The following is a 19,355-nucleotide window of genomic DNA, read 5'->3' on the forward strand; positions in this document are numbered from 1 at the left end:
AGGACGATGATCTATCTTAAATAAGATTCCCAGCTGCGTGGGAATGATGATCGACCTCGGCCCTCACACCAACTCTGTTCCCTCTGCGCCTTTCTCTTTGTGGCCTCTGTGGTTAAAAAAATGGAATTAATTCTGAAGACTAACTGCAGTTAAAACTGTAACTACAACAAATCCTTCAGCACTGCCCACACGTTTTCGGCCAGGATCTTATCCCCTTCGGCAGTTGGATGTATGCCATCGGCCTGGTTTAATTCAGGAACACCGCCAACCTTATCCAATAAAAAAGGGATCAGCACCATCTGGTTTTTCTTTGCCAGATCAGGAAACATGTTTTTAAAGTCTGCAGCATATTTGGCCCCCATATTTGGTGGAACCTGCATACCGGCCAGCACCATTTTAGCATCAGGGTATTTAGCTTTTACCCGATCAATAATCGCCTGAAGGTTTTTAATGGTTTGCGATACAGGGAACCCACGCAATCCATCATTGGCGCCAAGTTCGAGCACGAAAATATCCACACGCTGTTTAAGTAACCAATCAATCCGCCCTTTTCCACCAGCAGAAGTTTCCCCACTTAAGCCACCATTAATTACTTTGTAAGGCATTTGTAAAGAATCGATCCGATTTTGGATCAATGCAGGGTAAGCTTCCGTTGGATCGAGTCCATAACCTGCGGTTAAACTGGTACCAAAAAAGAGGATATTCTTCTGCTCAGTAACTACAGCAGCCGTTTTTTGGTCAGTTGAATCTAAAGTTTTATCGGTATTGCTTTTATTTTCGCGGTTTCCGCAGCTCAGCAGTACAAGGCTCAAAACAAATAGCCCCATTAATCGTTTTCGTAACATATCTAATTAATCTATATCTAATTATTGTTTAAACCATTATCTTAACAGGCAGTGCCTCGTTATGTTTGGCCACAATCTATACGCAACCCTTAAAAATTCAGCTATTGGAAAGCATATTGAACATCCGAAATGTAAGCAAAATTTACCAAAGTGCCGGACGGGAACTCACCGTTTTGGATAACATTAATTTTTCGATAGCAGCTGGCTCAACTGTGGCCATAACAGGTCCTTCGGGAAGCGGGAAAACAACCTTACTTGGTTTATGTGCCGGATTGGACAGGGCCAGCAGCGGAACGGTTGAACTGAATGGTATTGCTTTAGAGAAACTGAATGAAGATGAAAGGGCTGCGATCAGAAATCAATATGTGGGTTTCATTTTTCAGAACTTTCAACTGTTGCCCACTTTAACGGCACTCGAAAATGTAATGGTACCTTTAGAATTAAGGGGAGCAAAAAACATCCGTGCACATGCACTAGAACTGCTGGATAAAGTTGGCCTTGCCGACCGTTCGCATCACTATCCAGTACAACTATCAGGTGGGGAGCAGCAACGCGTTTCATTGGCAAGGGCATTTTCGAACCAACCGGCTATTCTTTTTGCAGATGAACCTACCGGAAACCTTGATGCAGAAACCAGTGAAAAAGTGATCAAGTTGCTTTTTGATTTAAATAAAGATGCGGGAACCACATTGATTATCGTAACACACGATCTTGAACTGGCTGCCAGAACGGCAAGGAGCATTAAAATTAAAGGTGGCGTAATCATTTCAGACGAAAACCCTACTTATGCCTAATATCACCCCAAAACAATCTATTAAGTTTTCGTGGCTGTTTAAAATGGCCTGGCGGGATAGCAGGAAAAACCGTACACGTTTGTTGCTCTTTATCTCATCCATCGTTTTGGGGATTGCAGCCCTCGTTGCAGTTTATTCGTTTAAAGATAATCTTCAAAAAGATATCGATGCACAGGCAAAAGAACTTACAGGAGCCGATCTGGTTTTAGATAGCCGGAAGGGCGTAAGCAAAGCGATGCAAAAAATGCTCGATACACTTGGCGATGAACGATCGCAGGAGAAAACCTTTGCTTCGATGATCTATTTCCAGAAAGGCGGGGGCAGCCGTTTGGTACAGATGAAAGCGCTAGAGGGAAATTACCCCTATTATGGCACAATAGAAACCATTCCTTTAGCCGCAGCAAAAAACTTTCAATCGGGAAGAAATGCATTGGTAGATCAAACCCTAATGCTGCAGTTTAATGCAAAAGTTGGCGATTCGGTAAAAATCGGCGATCTGTATTTCAATATACTGGGCACTTTAACCAAAGCTCCGGGCCAAACCGGTATTGGTGCAAGTATCGCGCCTACCGTTTATATTCCATTACAAATCCTCGATAAAACCAATCTGATTAAAACCGGAAGCCGGATCAACAATAAATTTTATTTCAGGTACAACGATCCGTCCAAGATAGATGAATGGGTAAAAAAACAGGACAGTAAATTAGAAAAAGAAGGTTTCGATGCCGATACAGTTGAATCGAGAAAAGAACAGACCGGAAGATCATTTAAAGATGTAAACCGTTTTCTGGCTTTATCTGGTTTTATCGCTTTGTTGCTGGGTTGCGTTGGTGTAGGCAGCGCTATCCACGTATACATTCAGGAAAAACTAAGCGCTATTGCTACGTTGAGGTGTTTAGGGTTAAAATCGCGTCATGCCTTTTTAATTTACCTTATCCAGGTCTTTTTCATTGGCCTAATTGCGGCTGTTTTAGGGGCAGTTTTAGGCACAGGTATACAATTTTTGCTCCCTTTGGTACTCAAAGATTTTTTACCTGTAGAGATCACCATGCAGGTTTCGTGGCCTGCTGTTGGCCAGGGGCTGTTACTTGGTCTCATCATCTCGATCCTCTTTGCCCTTCCCTCACTCCTATCCGTTAGAAGAATTTCGCCATTAAATGCCATCCGGATATCTTTCGAAAAAGCAACTGGAAATAGAGATCCGCTAACCTGGTTGGTATACCTGCTTATGGCAATCTTTATTACAGCTTTTACGCACTTGCAGATGAAAACATGGATACAAACGCTGGCTTTTACCGCAAGTATTGCCATCGCTTTTGTGCTGTTGATTATACTGTCTAAAATACTGATGTTCCTGGTGAGAAAACTTTTGCCCAATTCATCCCCTTATTTATGGCGACAGGGATTTGCCAACCTTTACCGGCCGAATAACCAAACCCTGATGCTTACCGTTTCTATAGGTTTATCAACCGCATTTATCTGCACCCTATTTTTTGTTCAGGGAATCTTAATGAGCCGCGTTACACTTTCATCAGGCGCCAATCAGCCCAATATGGTGATGTTCGATATCCAAAATACGCAAAAAGAAGGATTGGACAGTTTAACCAAAGCTTTCAAATTGCCGCTAATGAACCAGGTGCCTGTAATTACCATGCGCATTGAAGAAATTAACGGAAAGAAAGCCAGTGCCGATACCAATAACAGAAGGGCTTATCGCAACGAAATCAGGGCTACCTACCAGGATACTTTAACCGCAGCAGAGAAAATTACATCGGGCAAATGGACGGGAAAAATAAAACCCAATGAAACCGTTTATATTTCACTGGATCAGCGTTATGCCCAGCAGATTCATGTTGAGCTGAATGACAAAATTCTTTTTAATGTGCAGGGTATGATGATTCCAACGGTTGTTGGAAGTTTGAGGGAAGTAAACTGGAGCAGGATGCAGACCAATTTCAGGGTTGTTTTTCCGGCAGGCGTATTAGAAGAAGCACCACAATTTCACGTGCTGATGACCAGGGTACCATCGGGCGAAGTTTCAGCTCGTTTCCAGGGAGAAGTGGTGCAAAAATTTCCAAATGTTTCAGTAATCGATTTAGATCTGGTATTAAAACTCTTGGATGAGCTGTTAAGCAAAATCGGTTTTGTGATTCAGTTTATGGCTGGCTTTAGCATGGTTACCGGTTGGATTGTTTTAATATCTTCGGTATTAACCAGTAAAAACCAGCGGATAAAAGAAAGTATTTTATTGCGGACAATGGGTGCGAGCAGGAAGCAGATTTTAGCGATAAATGCGATTGAATATTTCTTTTTAGGTGCTTTTGCCGCAGGCGCAGGACTAATTTTAGCCATTAGCGGAAGCTGGGCATTGGCTAAATTCACTTTCGATGCAACCTTTGTACCTCCATTTGTACCAACCTTATTGTTATTTGGCTCAATTGTATTACTTGTGGTAATTACGGGTGTATTAAGTACCAGGAGTATCCTGAACCAACCACCGTTAAAGATTTTAAGGACAGAAAGTTAGGTTATGTTAAGGCTAACCTATAAATAGACCAAACTTAATAACTACTTCCAGGTTTAGGAAAATGAGCTTTTAAATTTGATTCCCCTAAACAAACTATATGATAATAGCTTTGTTCCTTTTCAAAAGAATTTAAAGATGAATAAAAGATATCCGATATTATTTTTGGCTTTAGGCGTTGGTGTTATAGCGATAAACCTAATTTCCTGTGTGTCTATTCCAAAGGGAGCCACTGCTGTTAAGCCATTTAAAAAAGATAAATACCTGGGCAAGTGGTATGAGATTGCACGAATGGATTTTAAGTTCGAAAAAGATCTTAATAATGTAACGGCTACCTACTCGCTTAAAGATGACGGCAGTATCAAGGTAGATAACCGCGGTTATAATTATGTTAAAAAGGAATGGAAACAGAGTATTGGTAAAGCAAAATTTGTAAATGAAAGCAACGAAGGAAGATTAAAAGTTTCGTTCTTTGGTCCTTTTTATGCAGGCTATAATGTAATCGAGATCGACACGGATTATCAATTTGCTTTGATAGCCGGCAACAACCTAAAATACCTCTGGATTTTATCCAGAAACAAAAGCATTCCGGAAAACATTAAACAGCAATATTTGAGAAAGGCAGAAAGCTTAGGTTATGACACCGCCACTTTGGTCTGGACCAAACACGATTAATAGACAGGAAGTAAAATATAATCTGTTACCATAAACCAAGTACCTATGGTAACAGACTATAACTGAATAACTATGCAGCATCAATTGCTTCGCGAAGTGCCTTTGCAGCAGCAGCAGGATCTTCAGCGCCATAAATTGCAGCACCTGCAACGGCAACTATAGCACCTGCCTGGATAACAGCAGTAACGTTATCAATATTTACCCCACCAGCAATAGAAACCGGAACTCCAGCGCTTGCAGCTTCATCGATAAGCACCTGAATAGAGTAACCAGCCGTCCACTGTTCATCTAAACCTGCGTGTAGTTCTACAAATTCGACACCTAATGCAGTAACCTCTTGGGCTCTTTTAACACGGTCAGGATAACCAATGGTGTCAACCACTACGCCTTTTCCATGTGCTTTTGCCGCTTTAACCGCACCAATAATCGTTGCATTTCCTGCAGCACCCATTACGGTAACCAAATCAGCTCCTGCTTTAAAAGCGATATCAGCTTCCAGTTCACCCGCATCTGCCGTTTTTAAATCTGCAAAAACCAGTTTATCAGGATGTGCAGCTTTCATTGCGGTAATTACTGTAGCGCCCATATTCTTGATCAGCGGAGTGCCCAATTCAATAATATCTACGTATGGAGCTACTTTTGCTGCCAAAACTAAGGCTTCTTCAGTTGTTAATAAATCTATTGCTACTTGTAATTTTGCCATGTTTCTATTTTATCTATAATTAAATTAATTGTTATTCAAGGTTGGCGTGTCTCTTCCATAGTGTTTCTGCAGCTTGTCCGCTCATTTTCCAAAGTGATTGAAAAACGGCATCATTGAGTAAAAGCAAAAACTGCTCGAATAGGCTTCCTGCATATTGAGTAGATACTTTTGCACTGTGGTCTTCTTTTTCTGCCGCTGGCACCCATACCACGTGGCTGGCTAGTTTTGCCAGTAACGATCCGGCATTCGTTGTAATGGCTACCACTTCAGCACCTACCGCTTTCGATTTTTCGGCCGCCCTTACAATCGATCCGGTTGTTCCTGAACCCGAGGCAGCAATTAATAAATCGCCCGCTTCAATGGCCGGACTTGTGGTATCTCCAACATAGTAAACAGTAAGACCAAGATGCATTAAACGCATTGCTGCCGATTGCATGGCGAAACCGGAACGGCCTGCGGCAGTAATAAAAATCCGTTTTGCCCGCTGAATGTGATATACAAAAGGGATTAACTGGTCTAACCCCATCTGTCTGGCCAATCGGGTATTCTCCTCAATAATCTTATCCAGGTTCATTTGCAGATCCCAGGCCAGCTGCTGATTATCAAGGCTATCTATTGCTAACTGGCTGTCTGTAATTGCTATTGGGGCTTTTAAGTCCATTTTATACGCGCTGTTTATTGGCCCAAAGGTATGGGCGCCCCTTAGCATTATGGTTATACATTTAGCTACTTATATGGGACAATCAGGAAATATATAACTACAAAAGTCATCAATTAGCCATATTAAAGGCATGGTTTCCGAATAGTCCACCATTATTACCAGTTAATCCAATCGCTAAAAAATTAAGTGTTTAACTTTAACATCATGAGTTTATCCCCCGAAGTAACCCATCTGGAAAAATCTATTATCTATATCCGCGATCTGAGCAATTGCCCACCCAGTTATCTTAATGACCCGGGCAGAAAAGAGTTCTTCGAAATCGTTTGGTTAAAAAATGAAGAGCCCTTACACGCCCTGCAAGAATCAGCATTCGACAGTAAAGGAGACTGGATTTATCTCATTCCTCCGTACCGCGTGCATCAGCTTAACAAAGCCGGTAAAAACGGTGTATTAATCTCCTTTAAAAGATCTGTTCTTGAAGGGGAAGAAAAAGAATTCCTCCTCGATCTGTTTAAGATCTTTAATGTTCAGGGCGAATTTTCCTGTTTAAGGTTAAACCAGGAAACCGCTTCTGAGCTTAGCGATATTTACAAATTAATTGAGGGTGAATACCAGAAAGCAGGTAATACTTTTATCATTACCAGGGCACTGCTAAAAGTATTTTTATTAAAACTGATCCAGGTAAAAGAACATGAATTTACCAGCCATGATGTACAGCAAAAAAGAGTCTACGAATTTTTGATGTTACTTGAAAGCAATTATCAGCAGGTTAGGAATACCGATTTCTATGCCGGCAAAATCGGCATCAGTTCTAAAAGATTAAATCAGATTTTAAAAGAAAAACTAAATAAAACAGGAATGCAGATCATCCACGATCGCATCATCCTGGAGGCAAAAAGGAAAATCATCCATAGTGCGCATACCATTAAAGAAATTGCATACGAACTGGGTTTTTCGGATCGGCCTTATTTTAGCCGTTTCTTTAAAAAACAAACAGGTCAAACGCCCGAAGCGTTTCAAAAAGAGGCCAGAAACCACATCGAATCAAAATTTAATACACTGGTTTAACGGATTTTTTGTTTTGATTTTAACTTGGCGGCCCCGTTAAAGTTTTTCTTTTATACAGCTTTTGGCAAATTATAATACTTTTACATCATGATCAGATTAAACAACGATACGCCTAACGATATTCTCCAAGATGTAAAAATCGGCGATATGGTAACCGATACTTTTAGCAAAACCGGCCTTGTTGAAAATATAGAGATTAGCGACGATGGCCTATACCGCGTTTACGAGTTTCATCTCGTTACCGGAAGAACCATTACCGTTAAAAAGTAAAAGCGCTAAAAAATGAAAAATTAACCACATATAAAAAGGATAGGCATAGATAATATTAAAATCAGTGTTAATCTGTGTGCATCCGTGGCAAAAGCTACATTTAATCACATAACCTAAGCCCTAACCAAATGTCATTACTTATCCTACTCTTCGGCATCCTGTTGCTTTTCGTGCTGATCTTGAAAAAGATCAATCCAATGATTGCCCTAATTGCTGTGGCAATTATTACTGGTCTTTTATTGGGCATGCCTGCCACAAAGGTAATGAGCTCCATCAGCAATGGTATTGGGAGCACGCTGGGCAGCATGGTAATGGTTTTGGCACTCGGTGCGATGATGGGCAAATTAATTGAAGATAGCGGATCGGCAAAAAAGATCGTTTTCATATTAATCGGGGCCTTTGGCAAAAAGAACATTCAATGGGCTGTGCTGTTAACCGGTTTATTGGTGGGCATTCCTTTGTTTTATAATGCTGGTTTTGTGGTGTTAATCCCTTTAGTTTTTGCCATTTCTGCCACAACAGGAGTATCAAAATTATACATTGGCATCCCGATGGCCACAGCCCTTTCGGTAACACATGGTTTTTTACCGCCCCACCCTGGTCCAGTTGCATTAGCTGGTATTTTTCATGCCGATATTGGTAAAACACTAATTTACGGTTTAACTTTAAGCGTACCTATTGCGGTTATTGCCGGAATCTATTTCCCAAGGTTGATTCTCAAACGGGATCAATCGGTAACTGTTCAGCACTTCAGTATCAACGAAGAAGAAAATCTCCCTTCTGCTTCGAGGAGTTTTATTACCGCATTATTGCCGGTATTCTTAATCATTGCCGGAACAATAGGAAGCAGCTTCCAAATAGATTATATCGGTAAACCGCTGTTTATATTTTTAGCCGATCCAACGGCAGCCCTTTTAATCTCTGTTATTATTGCTTTAGCCGTTCAAAAAACTTCCATTACAAAAGCAATGGAATCGTGCGCGGAAGGTGTTAAGAGTATTGCCATGATTATCCTCATTATTGCAGCTGGCGGTGCCTTTAAACAGATTTTGATCGATAGTGGGGTGGGCGAAACCGTAAAACAGCTTACTGGCGGTCTAAATTTATCGCCATTATTACTCGCATGGCTAATCACCGCATCGCTTAGGGTAACCTTGGGTTCAGCAACAGTGGCCGCACTAACCGCATCTGGTATGGTATTGCCTTTAATAGGGCCTGGCGTACCACCAGAGTTAATGGTATTATCAGTCGGTGCAGGGAGTTTGATGTTTTCTCACGTAAATGATACAGGTTTCTGGATGTTTAAAGAATACTTTAACCTAAGCCTTAAAGAAACCTTTAGCACCTGGACTATGATGGAAAGCCTGGTTTCGGTTTTAGGGCTTATTGGGGTGTTGGTACTTAATCAGTTTGTGTAAGGGGAAGATAGCGTTGTAAACTTTTAATAGCCATCTCGCCAGTAAGTTGACAACGCTTGTCAAGCGCTTATCCCCCATTACACTTTGCTCCAGTCGGGATGACGACCTATCACATGCATTATTTTTTTTGGAAAGCATCGGCAGAAGCGTTTAGGCAGAAACAGCCCCGCTCCCGCTTCTGCCAATTAGAAGAAATTGGCATCCCGCTCAGATCGGGTTTAGTGATCTTAAACAATGCTACTATCCAGGGTAAAATAAACCCGACCGACAGCGTTATTCCTCCAGATTTTACATCGGGATTCAAAGGAATTAAGCAAAGGGCGGGGCTAGCGGAACCAAAGCACCACAGACATTGCTTTTCAAAAAAAATGGTCAACGCTATAGATCCCTCCATTTCGCTACGCTCCAGTCGGAATGACGAATTGTTCCATTAATTCTTTACCCTGTTCTTTTCTGCATCGGCACCAGAAGACTCGTGTTTAGCCGGCGAAGAAAATGCTTTACCAAAACGGTAACTATAACTCACCACAACCGATCTCGAATCCTGACGGTTAACCCAATTTGCTTCTGTATTCGCCAGATTATTGATTATACCATTATAAATCCGGGTTCTGAAAATGTCGTTAGCGGTTAATTTCAATGTACTTTTTGCTGAAAGTTTTTTCTGCACCGCTGCACCGAACTCATGTACTTCGCCCAATAAAAACTGTACATTAGATAGCTTACTCTGGTAACGCATATTTACCTCTGCATTCCAGGTCGGACTGATTTTGAACTGCAAATTTGGATTCGCCCTTAAATAACTTCCATTAGTGACCAAAAAGCCTGTGTAGAAATCTGTTTTCGAAACTATTTTTGCATACTCAACATAAGCATTCAGTTTAACCCACTTGGTGAGGTCGATCTCTGCATTTACCGAAACATTGGCCACTCTTGTTTTGCCCACATTTGCTGGCCTGCTATAATAGGTGCCATTTAAAATTTCGATGGTTTCGTTCACCTCATCTCTCACCCAGCTGTAACCAAATGTTGTGGTAATCTTACTTTTATAAGTATGCGACAGTTCGATACTTTGGGTAAAAGAAGGCTTTAAAAAAGGATTACCAACATAATAAGTAAACTTATCCAAAGGAGAAAAGAACGGATTAAGATCCTGATAATATGGCCGATCGATCCTTCTCCCATAATTAAGTCCCAGTTGATTGTTACCTGTAGTATCGAGTTTATAGGAGAAATAAAGCGTTGGAAATAAACTGTTATAGGTTCTTTTAAAACTCGAATCGGGTTTAATTAGATTCCCTAATTGATGGCCATTAGAAACCGTGTTTTCATACCTCAAGCCAGCCTGAAGCGAAAACCGCTTTCCTTCCCGGCTCATATTTAGGTAAACCGCATTGATGTTTTCTTCATATAAAAAGTGATTGCTCTTTTCATAATCGGCATTGGTTTTCCCGTTTGCCGTATTAAAGTAATCGGCAATGTTATCGGTTTTGGTATAAGCGGTTTTAACACCCGCATCAAGCTTCCACTTATTTTCCAGTGGATGTGAATAATCTGCTTTTGCGGTATAGATATCAATATTTGAAGGCAGGTTACCTGTTAAAATGTCCTGGTATTTTAAGGCTCCACTGGGCAGGTAACTGAAATTGTAATAAGTTTGATCGGTTTGATTTCGGTAAAGCAGGTAATCCGCATCAAAGGTCAATTCTCGTCCTGCCTGCTTAAATTTGTGCCTGTAATTTAAATTTACACCTGCATTTTGATATTTGATCTGATCGATATTTTCAGCCCTGATGACCGAATCTAACTGCATCGAAGCATTAGACAGGTTACTGGTATTGTTGTTTACCTGTTTGGAAATCCGGTTCATTCCGGTAAGTACCACACCCCAGGTTGTGCGGTCTGATGCATAATAATCAAGCCCAGTTTTCAAATTAAAAGTATTGCCGTGCCTGCGGAAATAAGAATTCTGATTGAAGTAGGATTTGGCACTACCATCGTCATTTTTATATTTCCGGTTCAGATCAAGATCAGTAAAACTGTTATTTAAATTATAACTCAGGTTTCCGAAAACATTGATTTTATCCTTGCGGTAATTAAAGTTGAAACTGTTGTTCGAGCGACTTAATTTACCTTGATTTAAACTCAGGTTAATCCCTCCATTAAACCCAGCGATTTTGGTTTTCTTGGTTTTGATATTAATTACGCCTCCATTGCCAGCAGCATCGTACCTGGCAGGTGGATTGGTCATCAGTTCAATCTGGTCAAGCGAAGAGGAAGGCAACGAACGCAGGTAATTATCGAGGTCGGCACCTGATAAATAGGTTGGTTTATCATCAATGAAAATAGCCACCCCACTCTTGCCTTTGAGCGAGATTACCCCATTCTGATCTACATTTACCCCAGGCGATTTACTTAGCACATCCATTGCGGTTGTACCCGCGTTGGAGATCAAAGCATCAACATTAACCACCGTACGGTCTATCTTTCGTTCTACAAAAGCCTTTTGGCCTGAAATATTCACATCTTTTAAATTGGTTGCTCCAGCTTTGATCTTGATGTCGGCCAAATTGATCACGGCACGATCGGCAGTTAAAACCAAGGTATCGGTCTGATAAATAGGCGAACCTACAACCGATACCTTGATGAGGTATTTTCCATAACTGATCTTATCGAAACTAAACAGCCCGTCCTTTTCGGTGAAGGTTGTTTTAACCAATACCGAATCTTTAAGCAGTGCAGCAGTGGCAAATTCTATATTTTTTCCATCGGCATCCAATACACGACCGTAAATTCTGGATTGAGGAGTTTGGGCTTGAGCAAAGGTAAGGGCAATATTCATCCATACGGCTAAAAAAGCCATGAGCTTAAATTTCATGATGTGAATTGGGTTAGCGCTTAGAACTTAGTTTTTATTGTTTTCGATCAGGAAATTATACATCAGCGAATGATTTTCATTTTTCAAAAATCTTTGCTTGTATTTTTTCTGCACATCAGCATTTTGTTTTACGCCATTTACAATTAAATCGTCTTTATTGAGTTTGTACGACAATTTATTGGTACTGTTGATGATACCGTCTTTCATCAATTGCTGATTGATTTCGTTGGTATAATCGTGACCGTCTCCATTGGTTACGCTTTTCGAAGTAACCGTTCGCTGTACGCCCGTTCTGGTACTTGTTTTTCGGTTATATACAGGTGGCGTTGGTGGGGTTGGTGGAATGGTTGGGGTTTGAGGAACCGAAGGCAACGGTGGGGTTGCTGGTACGGCATACGCAGCACGGGGCGCTCTTGGTGCTCTAGGGGGGCGCGGCGGACGTGGTGCTCTTGGTACGCGGTTTCCTCTACCCTCTTTATCATCCTGGGTCCATTTACTGTCTTCCTTTGCCCATTTGGCATCTTCTTTTGCCCATTTGGCGTCTTCCTTTGCTAATTTAGCATCTTCTTTTGCAAGTTTCTCATCCGCAATACGGAGTTTTTCATCGGCTATCTTTGCTTTGGCATCTTCCTTCTGCATTCGCTCATCCGCTGCTGCCTTTCCAGCATCATCTTTTCTGGCTTGCTGGTCAGCAATTCTTGCCTTTACATCTTCATTCGTTTCGCTGCTTTTGCGTTTTTCGTTTAACTGTTTCAATTGACGATCCATTTTCGAATTGATCTCCTTTTCCAATTGATCGGCAGATTTCGCTTCAATAGGCTTAGCCTTTTTCGCCGTATCCTGCAAAACTTGTATTGAAGTGGATATTTTTTTTCTGGTAACTGTTTTTGCATTGCCCACGCTCTTGAACGCAGCACTACAAACCACAACCGATACCAGGGCGATGGTTAATATTGTCTTTTCCATTTTGTTTAAAGTTGAATTGGTATTGAATAACATCCTGCTTGCTCTATGCAGCAGGCTACCTTTCTTACCCGTTATCGCCATGGCATAAGCAGGTGCACGCTGCTTAAACTCCTGACAGAATATGAGGGCCTGAACGTAGTTTTTCCGATCGCTTACACAGGTAATGGCCAAATCATCACAGCAATGTTCGCGTTCTGTTTTTATTAATTGTGATACCCAAAGTACCGCTGGGTTAAAGAAGAAAACGATTTCGATAAAACTTTGCAATAGGTTTACCAGGTAATCTTTACGTTTAATGTGGGCCAGTTCGTGAGAAAGAATAGCCTCAACCTCTGTATTTGACAGGCCGGTAAGCAAACCTAGTGGAACCAGAATTAAAGGTTTAAAATGCCCCACAACCATTGGCGCCTGCGCAATACCCGACTGCATAATTTTAACGGACTGATTTAAACCTAATTTTTCGGCCAGCATGGCTAACTTTTCATCCCACTGTTTACCTGCAGCATAGGTTTTATGTTTACGCAAATGATATACGCCATTTAAACCCACCATTAACTGAATGCTTTTTCCGCATATAATTAAAAACCAGATCAGTACAATCTGATAGGCATAGGCATTCCATAACGAAAGAATTTTGGTCAGTCCCGAATACATATCATGCTGTACGTTTGTAATTTCGGCCTGATCGGTGGTCCCACCAGGGAGATTAATTGTCACCTGACCGGCTATAGAACCTATAGGCTTTTGCAGTTCTTTGTAAAAGGTGAAGAATATGGCTACAACAAACAACGCCAAACATATAGTGAGGAGGTTATAGCGCATTGCCGCACTTGCTTTTCGGGTAGTAAACATAACCAAACCAGCAAGCAAGGCCAATATTACCCCAAGCCATAGCGAGTGGAACAAAGTAGCACCAAGGGCATGAAGCCAGTTTTCGGGTAAAAGGTTAATTAACTTAAATTCCATCATTATGGTTCTTTAGAATCTGTTATGATTAATTATTCCATGCTATCCAATAGCCGCTTTATCTCTTCTATTTCTTGTTTAGAGGTTTTTTCGTTACCCAGAAGCTGCATCATTAACTGTGAGGCAGACCCTTTATATAAGGTATTTACAAAACGGTCTAACAACTGTACTTTGGTTTTCTCCTCAGCTTCAACAGGAATATAAATGTGCTTCATTTGGCTTTCATCACGTTTTAATATTCCCTTTTCGGTTAAGATCTGCATCTGCTTTAAAGTTGAGGTATAATTCACCTCCCGCTGTTCGTTCAATTTATCGTTCACAAACCGAACGGTAGATGGCCCGAATTCCCATAGTACCTGAAGAATTTCTAATTCAGCTTTTGTAGGCTCAGGCAGATTATTTTCGGGTTGATTACTTTTCATATTCTAAAGGTACGATATTTTTCGTACGATACAAATATTATGTTTATTATTTTCTAAAAATATAATTAAAACACTCATTACCAATTAATTAAAAATTATTTATTATTTAAATCCCGACAGGCAGGTATTACCTCTTTAGAACCAGACAATTTTATAATTCAACCGGATCCAGAAAGTATAAACAAGGCTCGAAAAGAATATGCTTTGACAACAATCATTAATCGCATTAATTCTTATCAATGGATATAAGTTAAGGCTTAAGCAAATTTGGGAATCAAAATCTATCCTATGTCGCGCATTTTTGTTTTATGGTTACATTTTATCGCTTATAATAATTAAGATGGCAGATAAAAGAAATGCCATTCATATTCTGTTTATCAAATATTTGATATTAACAGTAATTTACCTCGTGCTGCTGGCCATTTTTGGTGAATATTATTTTTTTACCAAGTTTAATATCGAGATTTTAAACCTTGATGGCATTGCCGACCTTTTATTATCACAAAGAGGGCTTTCACATTGGGAAAAATGCGCTTTTTTAATCTTTATACCATTTATCATTACCATAGGTTTTATCATTCACTACTGGATTTACGATACAACCAACCAGCTATTTACCAGAAATCTTGCCTTTATGATCGGCATATTGCCATTTACATTTTTACCGTTCCTCATCAGCTTTCAGGATACTAAGCTTTTATTGGTGCTGTTTGGCATCGTCCTTTTTCTTTTATTGTTGTTATGGATTATTCTTTTCCATGTTAGGATGTTTCAGTTCAGCTATTTGTCATTTCATTTGTTCATCACCTGCTGCCTGATCACAACCTTTGTTGTACTTGCAAGAATCGATCTGGAAGCACAGAATTGTTTAAACAACAAAAAAAACACAAACATCCTTAAAAACTTAAACACATCATCGGTTGATAACAGTATTATTTTCATTGGCAACACAACATCTTTTGAGTTTTATTACTCACGTACTCAGCAAAGAAGTATTATCCTCCCTAAAACAAACTAAAAAACGGTTATTTAGGTTAATTTCTAGCACTAAGCAGACTTTTTAATTGGTTGTTTTTGCCATCTTGACTACAATCAAAAATATAATTGATAATTATCAACCTGTTTATCCGTCAGAATAACGATTTTTATTGGATATTTGTCTATTAATCCCTATAAAAACCTAATAAATGCCTTCTCTAAAAATGCTTATTAAAAAACTGCATCATTTTTTTAATAAAGCCTGTAGTATTATCTTCACTTCCGTCAAGATAATTTTTCCGCCCAGCGACTTGAGTTTTTTGCTACCCCTATTATTCCAATTGTCTATCTTCTTTTCTCACAGACCTTAATTTAGTCTATCGAAAAGCTTTAACAACGTAACAACAAGGTCCAGAAATCAGGGTTAACACCTGTTTTGCCAATCTAAAGGAAACTATTGCCTTCAGGATTAAACATAAAATTTAAATGGAGGGATCTAAAATCTTGATTATACTTGAGGATTTCGATCTAAGGATAAAAATCACCGAAATACTAACAATCGGAAAATACCATGTAAAATCAACAAATAGCGGTAAGCAAGCAATCGACATTCTCAGAAAAAGTCCGGTAGATGTAATTATTTCGGAGGTAAATGTAGCTGAAATGGACGGAATTGGGGTATTGCGTGTTGTTAATAAATTTATGGAAACTGCGAGCATCAGTTTTATTATGATATTGAACAATCAGGATTATGACCTTGCCCGCAGAGTAATGGAATTGGGCGCTGATGGCTACCTCATGGCTCCTTTTGATGATGGCGAGCTGCTTAATCATGTAGAAGTAAAGCTCAGAAAAAAAAGGCTTCAACATGAATTATTTTTAAAAAGGCATACTCAATTAAAGAATATCCACAAAAGCGGCGATGAGTTATCCTGGTTAAGATCAAGGTTTGAAGGTTGTTTACCCAGATCTTTAAAAAAAAACCAGGTTCTTTATCATAAGGGAGAGAGACGATCGCTTGGATTACATTACATTATATCAGGAAAGATAAAAACCTATGTAGTTGATTCCGCCGGCAACATATTTATCACTGGCATTTATGGCCCGCATGAATATTTCGGACTTCAGAGTGCGCTATTGGGCACTGAAAATAAGGAAATTGCAGAAGCCATTGATAGTGTTGAAATACTGACCATCCCTTATACCGATCTCCAGAATTTAATTACAGACTATCCAGACATGTTCAGCTTTTTTGCTAAAGCGCTTGCCCATGGCTTAAGCAACCGTGATGAAAAGCTACTGAACATCGCCTATTACTCTGTAAGGAAGAGGATAGCAAAAGCAATTGTTGAACTGACTAAACTAAACCATGAGTCTGAAGAGCATAATAGATTTATACTCCCCAGATATGATCTGGCATGCTTCATAGGCATTGCAACCGAAACACTGAGTAGGGTGCTTGGAGATTTCACAAGAGCAGGGTTAATTGAAAAAGACGGCAATAATATTATTATACTGGATATGAACGCTTTGAAAACGATGAAAAATTAGTATATCCTTACCTGAAATATCCACTTAGAAACTTATCGCTCTGCTCACATTACTGCCTAGTTTTAGCGATGAGTAAAATCAAGATATTTCTTGATCAAAATCAGAGGAAAATTAATTTTTAATATAGAATTTAGTTGTAGCCGATCTTAAGTAAGATTAGCGCAATACCAAAAAAACGATCGCCGCACAAAAATACTAAATCGATTTATTCATGTGCGGAGATGTTCCAATGCTGATGCTTCGGGTAGATGAATTAGTTTTCTACTGGTCTTAGCCCATAGCACCTTGCAGTGCCGTTAAAACCTACGAAAAAGAAAGAGCCGATGATTGGTAACTGACAGGAAATTATACCCTTTTAATTCGGGTGAGGATTGGAGCCTTGAGCATGATCGGTTTGTAGATGCGATTTACCCAATAAAAAACAAATCAATATGTTAATCACAAAACTAATTAAATCAACATGGAAGTAGGCTACATCAGATATTTTTTAAAGGTATTTCTTCCATTGTTAGATCGGAAGAAAGATAGGGCAGCTATTCGCTTTATGTACAGACATACAGCCTTTCTCAGCATTCGCAAAGGAAAAACGCTTTTTAAGCCAAACAGTTCAGTTGCTAACGATAACATTATAATTGTAGCAGATGGCCTGGTTAATGGCTATTTAGTGAATGAAGAGGCCGAGCAGGCCAATATATGGTTGGGCACGAAAGGTAGCGTATATATCCCGAATGGTTTTAAACAAGCAGACGGTAATTTCAATCTTTTTGTCATAAAGGATACTATCGTTTTTTTGATAGACAAATCTGAGCTGGAGGAAGGCTGCGAATGGTATCCTGTTCTTGATTCTTTATTTAATACTTATCTCCTCCAAACTGCCATATCTGATGTAAACAATAGAAACGTCTTATTTAGACTGCAGAATACTGAAAACAGAATATCGCTATTTAAACGTATTTATCCTGGACTATTTGACCAGATCCCTACTGACCTGCTTCTCTCTTATCTCGATATTGATTTAAGCTTAACACCTAAGCAAAACTTGCAAATAAATAGCGTATATAGCAAGGATATACTTGCTAATTTTTAAGATCACGTATTAAGAAAGAGCAATTTTCTGTTAGGCAATCGCAAAAAAGCTGTTGAATAATGCAGCATATAACCGTATCTATTCAACAGCAGGTCTAACTAAAATTAATCAACATTCGTTAATCATCAGCTGTTTGCATTTATACTCGAAAAGGATAAACTTACCATAATTGTACTGGCAATTCTATACAGCACTTTTGGCGGTCTAGAATATACCCATCTAACATTTATACGATATACATGAAACTTTTTGTATTTTTGACAAAAGAATACGACATACATGAAACCTATTGTCTTTTGATAAAAATATACGATATACATGAAACTTATAAAAAGATCAATATATACGAACCGGATTATTCCGTTTATCAATAAACAAGTAATAAAGGTACTTACTGGTCAAAGGCGTGTAGGCAAAAGTTATGTTATGCTTCAGTTGATGGAAAATATCGAGACCGCAGATAACAATGCTAACATCGTATATATCAATATGGAGGTGAGTGATTTTTCGCACATTAAAACACATGAAGATTTATCTGCTTATCTTAAAGACAAATTTCCATCAGATAAAAACAACTATTTCTTTATTGATGAGGTTCAGGAAGTAAAAGAATTTGAACGGACTTTACGGAGTTTACTGGCAAAAAACACCTGCGATATTTATTGTACCGGTAGCAATGCCAATATGCTTTCTGGTGAACTTGCTACCCATTTATCAGGTAGGTATATGGTTTTTCAGATCCATGCCTTAAGCTTTCTTGAATTCCTTGAATTTCATCAGCTTGAAAATAAATCAGAGTCACTCATGCTTTATCTTAAGTATGGGGGAATGCCATTTTTACCAAATATTGGATTACAAGAAAACCTGCCTTATGAATATCTTCGAAGTGTTTACGCTACAATATTGCTAAAAGATGTTGTGGCCAGAGAGAATATCCGTAATGTTTCCTTTTTAGAAAACCTAGTTACCTATCTCGCAGATAATACAGGCAGTTTATTCTCGGCCAACAATATCAGCAAATATCTAAAATCCCAAAAAGTAGATATTTCTACGCAGCTAACCATAAATTACTTACGGGCATTAAGCAATACTTTTTTTGTACATAAAGTTCAGCGCTCTGAAGTTGGGGGGCTAAAAATATTTGAAATCGGAGAAAAATATTATTTTGAAGATTTAGGCCTCCGAAATGCCATTATTGGTTTTAATCAATTGGCGGATATTCATAAATTGATGGAAAACGCAGTTTACTTACATTTAAGACAACAGAACTTTAATATTTTTGTTGGTAAACTAGGCGACAACGAAATTGATTTTGTAGCAGAAAAAAACGGCAAAAAGATATACATACAAGTTTGCTTGACCATACAGAGCGAGAATACTGCAGCCCGGGAATTTGGAAATCTTTTAAAAATAGAAGACAACTATCCAAAATATGTTATTACTTTAAATGATACCATATTCGGGCAAAACAAAGACGGTATAATGCAGAAAAACCTACTAGAATTCTTATCTGAACAGAGCGACAACTAATAAGTTAGATGAATTATTT

General features: G+C 39.2%; 16 protein-coding genes. 10 read left to right on the top strand and 6 right to left on the bottom strand.

Annotation, left to right across the window (positions count from 1 at the left end):
• Nucleotides 1–161: 161 nt before the first annotated feature.
• Nucleotides 162–845, bottom strand: coding sequence for an arylesterase (locus tag ACTJKN_RS22825; RefSeq protein WP_440828013.1), 684 nt, complete (start codon nucleotides 843–845; stop codon nucleotides 162–164).
• Nucleotides 846–949: 104 nt separating this feature from the next.
• Between ACTJKN_RS22825 and ACTJKN_RS22830 the strand changes: the two genes are divergently transcribed.
• The 3 genes from ACTJKN_RS22830 to ACTJKN_RS22840 all read left to right on the top strand — a co-directional run bounded on the left by ACTJKN_RS22830 (nucleotide 950) and on the right by ACTJKN_RS22840 (nucleotide 4,838).
• Nucleotides 950–1,639 (top strand): ABC transporter ATP-binding protein, encoded by a 690-nt coding sequence (locus tag ACTJKN_RS22830; RefSeq protein ID WP_440828014.1) that lies wholly within the window; start codon nucleotides 950–952, stop codon nucleotides 1,637–1,639.
• On the top strand, nucleotides 1,632–4,166 hold the full coding sequence (locus ACTJKN_RS22835) for an ABC transporter permease (protein WP_440828015.1): 2,535 nt from the start codon (nucleotides 1,632–1,634) through the stop codon (nucleotides 4,164–4,166). The genes ACTJKN_RS22830 and ACTJKN_RS22835 overlap by 8 nt, the downstream gene beginning before the upstream one ends.
• Before the next feature lie 135 nt (nucleotides 4,167–4,301).
• Nucleotides 4,302–4,838, top strand: a complete 537-nt coding sequence (locus ACTJKN_RS22840; RefSeq protein ID WP_440828016.1) for a lipocalin family protein — start codon at nucleotides 4,302–4,304, stop codon at nucleotides 4,836–4,838.
• A gap of 70 nt (nucleotides 4,839–4,908) precedes the next feature.
• Here the strand turns inward: ACTJKN_RS22840 and hxlA are convergent, their stop codons facing one another.
• Nucleotides 4,909–5,541 (bottom strand): 3-hexulose-6-phosphate synthase, encoded by a 633-nt coding sequence (hxlA, locus tag ACTJKN_RS22845; protein WP_440828017.1) that lies wholly within the window; start codon nucleotides 5,539–5,541, stop codon nucleotides 4,909–4,911.
• A 31-nt stretch (nucleotides 5,542–5,572) separates the two neighbouring features.
• Nucleotides 5,573–6,202, bottom strand: coding sequence for a 6-phospho-3-hexuloisomerase (gene hxlB, locus ACTJKN_RS22850; RefSeq protein WP_440828018.1), 630 nt, complete (start codon nucleotides 6,200–6,202; stop codon nucleotides 5,573–5,575).
• A 204-nt stretch (nucleotides 6,203–6,406) separates the two neighbouring features.
• On the opposite strand from hxlB, the gene ACTJKN_RS22855 reads away from it, so the two are divergent.
• From ACTJKN_RS22855 to ACTJKN_RS22865, 3 genes are all read left to right on the top strand, one after another.
• A complete protein-coding gene (locus ACTJKN_RS22855) occupies nucleotides 6,407–7,270 on the top strand; it encodes a helix-turn-helix domain-containing protein (protein WP_440828019.1) in 864 nt (287 codons plus the stop codon).
• A gap of 87 nt (nucleotides 7,271–7,357) precedes the next feature.
• On the top strand, nucleotides 7,358–7,540 hold the full coding sequence (locus ACTJKN_RS22860; protein ID WP_121282208.1) for a hypothetical protein: 183 nt from the start codon (nucleotides 7,358–7,360) through the stop codon (nucleotides 7,538–7,540).
• A gap of 128 nt (nucleotides 7,541–7,668) precedes the next feature.
• Nucleotides 7,669–8,958 carry a gluconate:H+ symporter gene (locus ACTJKN_RS22865; protein ID WP_440828020.1) on the top strand — a complete coding sequence of 430 codons (1,290 nt, stop codon included), beginning with the start codon at nucleotides 7,669–7,671 and terminating at the stop codon, nucleotides 8,956–8,958.
• A 430-nt stretch (nucleotides 8,959–9,388) separates the two neighbouring features.
• On the opposite strand, the gene ACTJKN_RS22870 is transcribed toward ACTJKN_RS22865, so the two are convergent.
• Genes ACTJKN_RS22870 through ACTJKN_RS22880 form a run of 3 tightly spaced genes read right to left on the bottom strand, consistent with a single transcriptional unit; the run spans nucleotide 9,389 to nucleotide 14,190 of the window.
• A complete protein-coding gene (locus ACTJKN_RS22870) occupies nucleotides 9,389–11,836 on the bottom strand; it encodes an outer membrane beta-barrel protein (protein ID WP_440828021.1) in 2,448 nt (815 codons plus the stop codon).
• A gap of 27 nt (nucleotides 11,837–11,863) precedes the next feature.
• Nucleotides 11,864–13,771 (bottom strand): M56 family metallopeptidase, encoded by a 1,908-nt coding sequence (locus ACTJKN_RS22875; protein WP_440828022.1) that lies wholly within the window; start codon nucleotides 13,769–13,771, stop codon nucleotides 11,864–11,866.
• A 29-nt stretch (nucleotides 13,772–13,800) separates the two neighbouring features.
• The gene (locus tag ACTJKN_RS22880) at nucleotides 13,801–14,190 is read right to left on the bottom strand and encodes a BlaI/MecI/CopY family transcriptional regulator (RefSeq protein WP_440828023.1); all 390 of its coding nucleotides are present in this window, start codon (nucleotides 14,188–14,190) and stop codon (nucleotides 13,801–13,803) included.
• Between the two features lie 340 nt (nucleotides 14,191–14,530).
• Between ACTJKN_RS22880 and ACTJKN_RS22885 the strand changes: the two genes are divergently transcribed.
• From ACTJKN_RS22885 to ACTJKN_RS22900, 4 genes are all read left to right on the top strand, one after another.
• A complete protein-coding gene (locus tag ACTJKN_RS22885) occupies nucleotides 14,531–15,208 on the top strand; it encodes a hypothetical protein (RefSeq protein WP_440828024.1) in 678 nt (225 codons plus the stop codon).
• Between the two features lie 446 nt (nucleotides 15,209–15,654).
• Entirely contained in the window at nucleotides 15,655–16,719 is a 1,065-nt protein-coding gene (locus ACTJKN_RS22890; RefSeq protein WP_440828025.1) for a response regulator, read from the top strand.
• A gap of 460 nt (nucleotides 16,720–17,179) precedes the next feature.
• Nucleotides 17,180–17,806 (top strand): hypothetical protein, encoded by a 627-nt coding sequence (locus ACTJKN_RS22895; protein ID WP_440828026.1) that lies wholly within the window; start codon nucleotides 17,180–17,182, stop codon nucleotides 17,804–17,806.
• Between the two features lie 318 nt (nucleotides 17,807–18,124).
• Nucleotides 18,125–19,336 carry an ATP-binding protein gene (locus tag ACTJKN_RS22900; protein ID WP_440828027.1) on the top strand — a complete coding sequence of 404 codons (1,212 nt, stop codon included), beginning with the start codon at nucleotides 18,125–18,127 and terminating at the stop codon, nucleotides 19,334–19,336.
• The last annotated feature ends 19 nt before the right edge of the window (nucleotides 19,337–19,355 follow it).

It is taken from the genome of Pedobacter sp. 22163, assembly GCF_052045595.1.
In the GTDB taxonomy this organism is placed as follows: domain Bacteria; phylum Bacteroidota; class Bacteroidia; order Sphingobacteriales; family Sphingobacteriaceae; genus Pedobacter.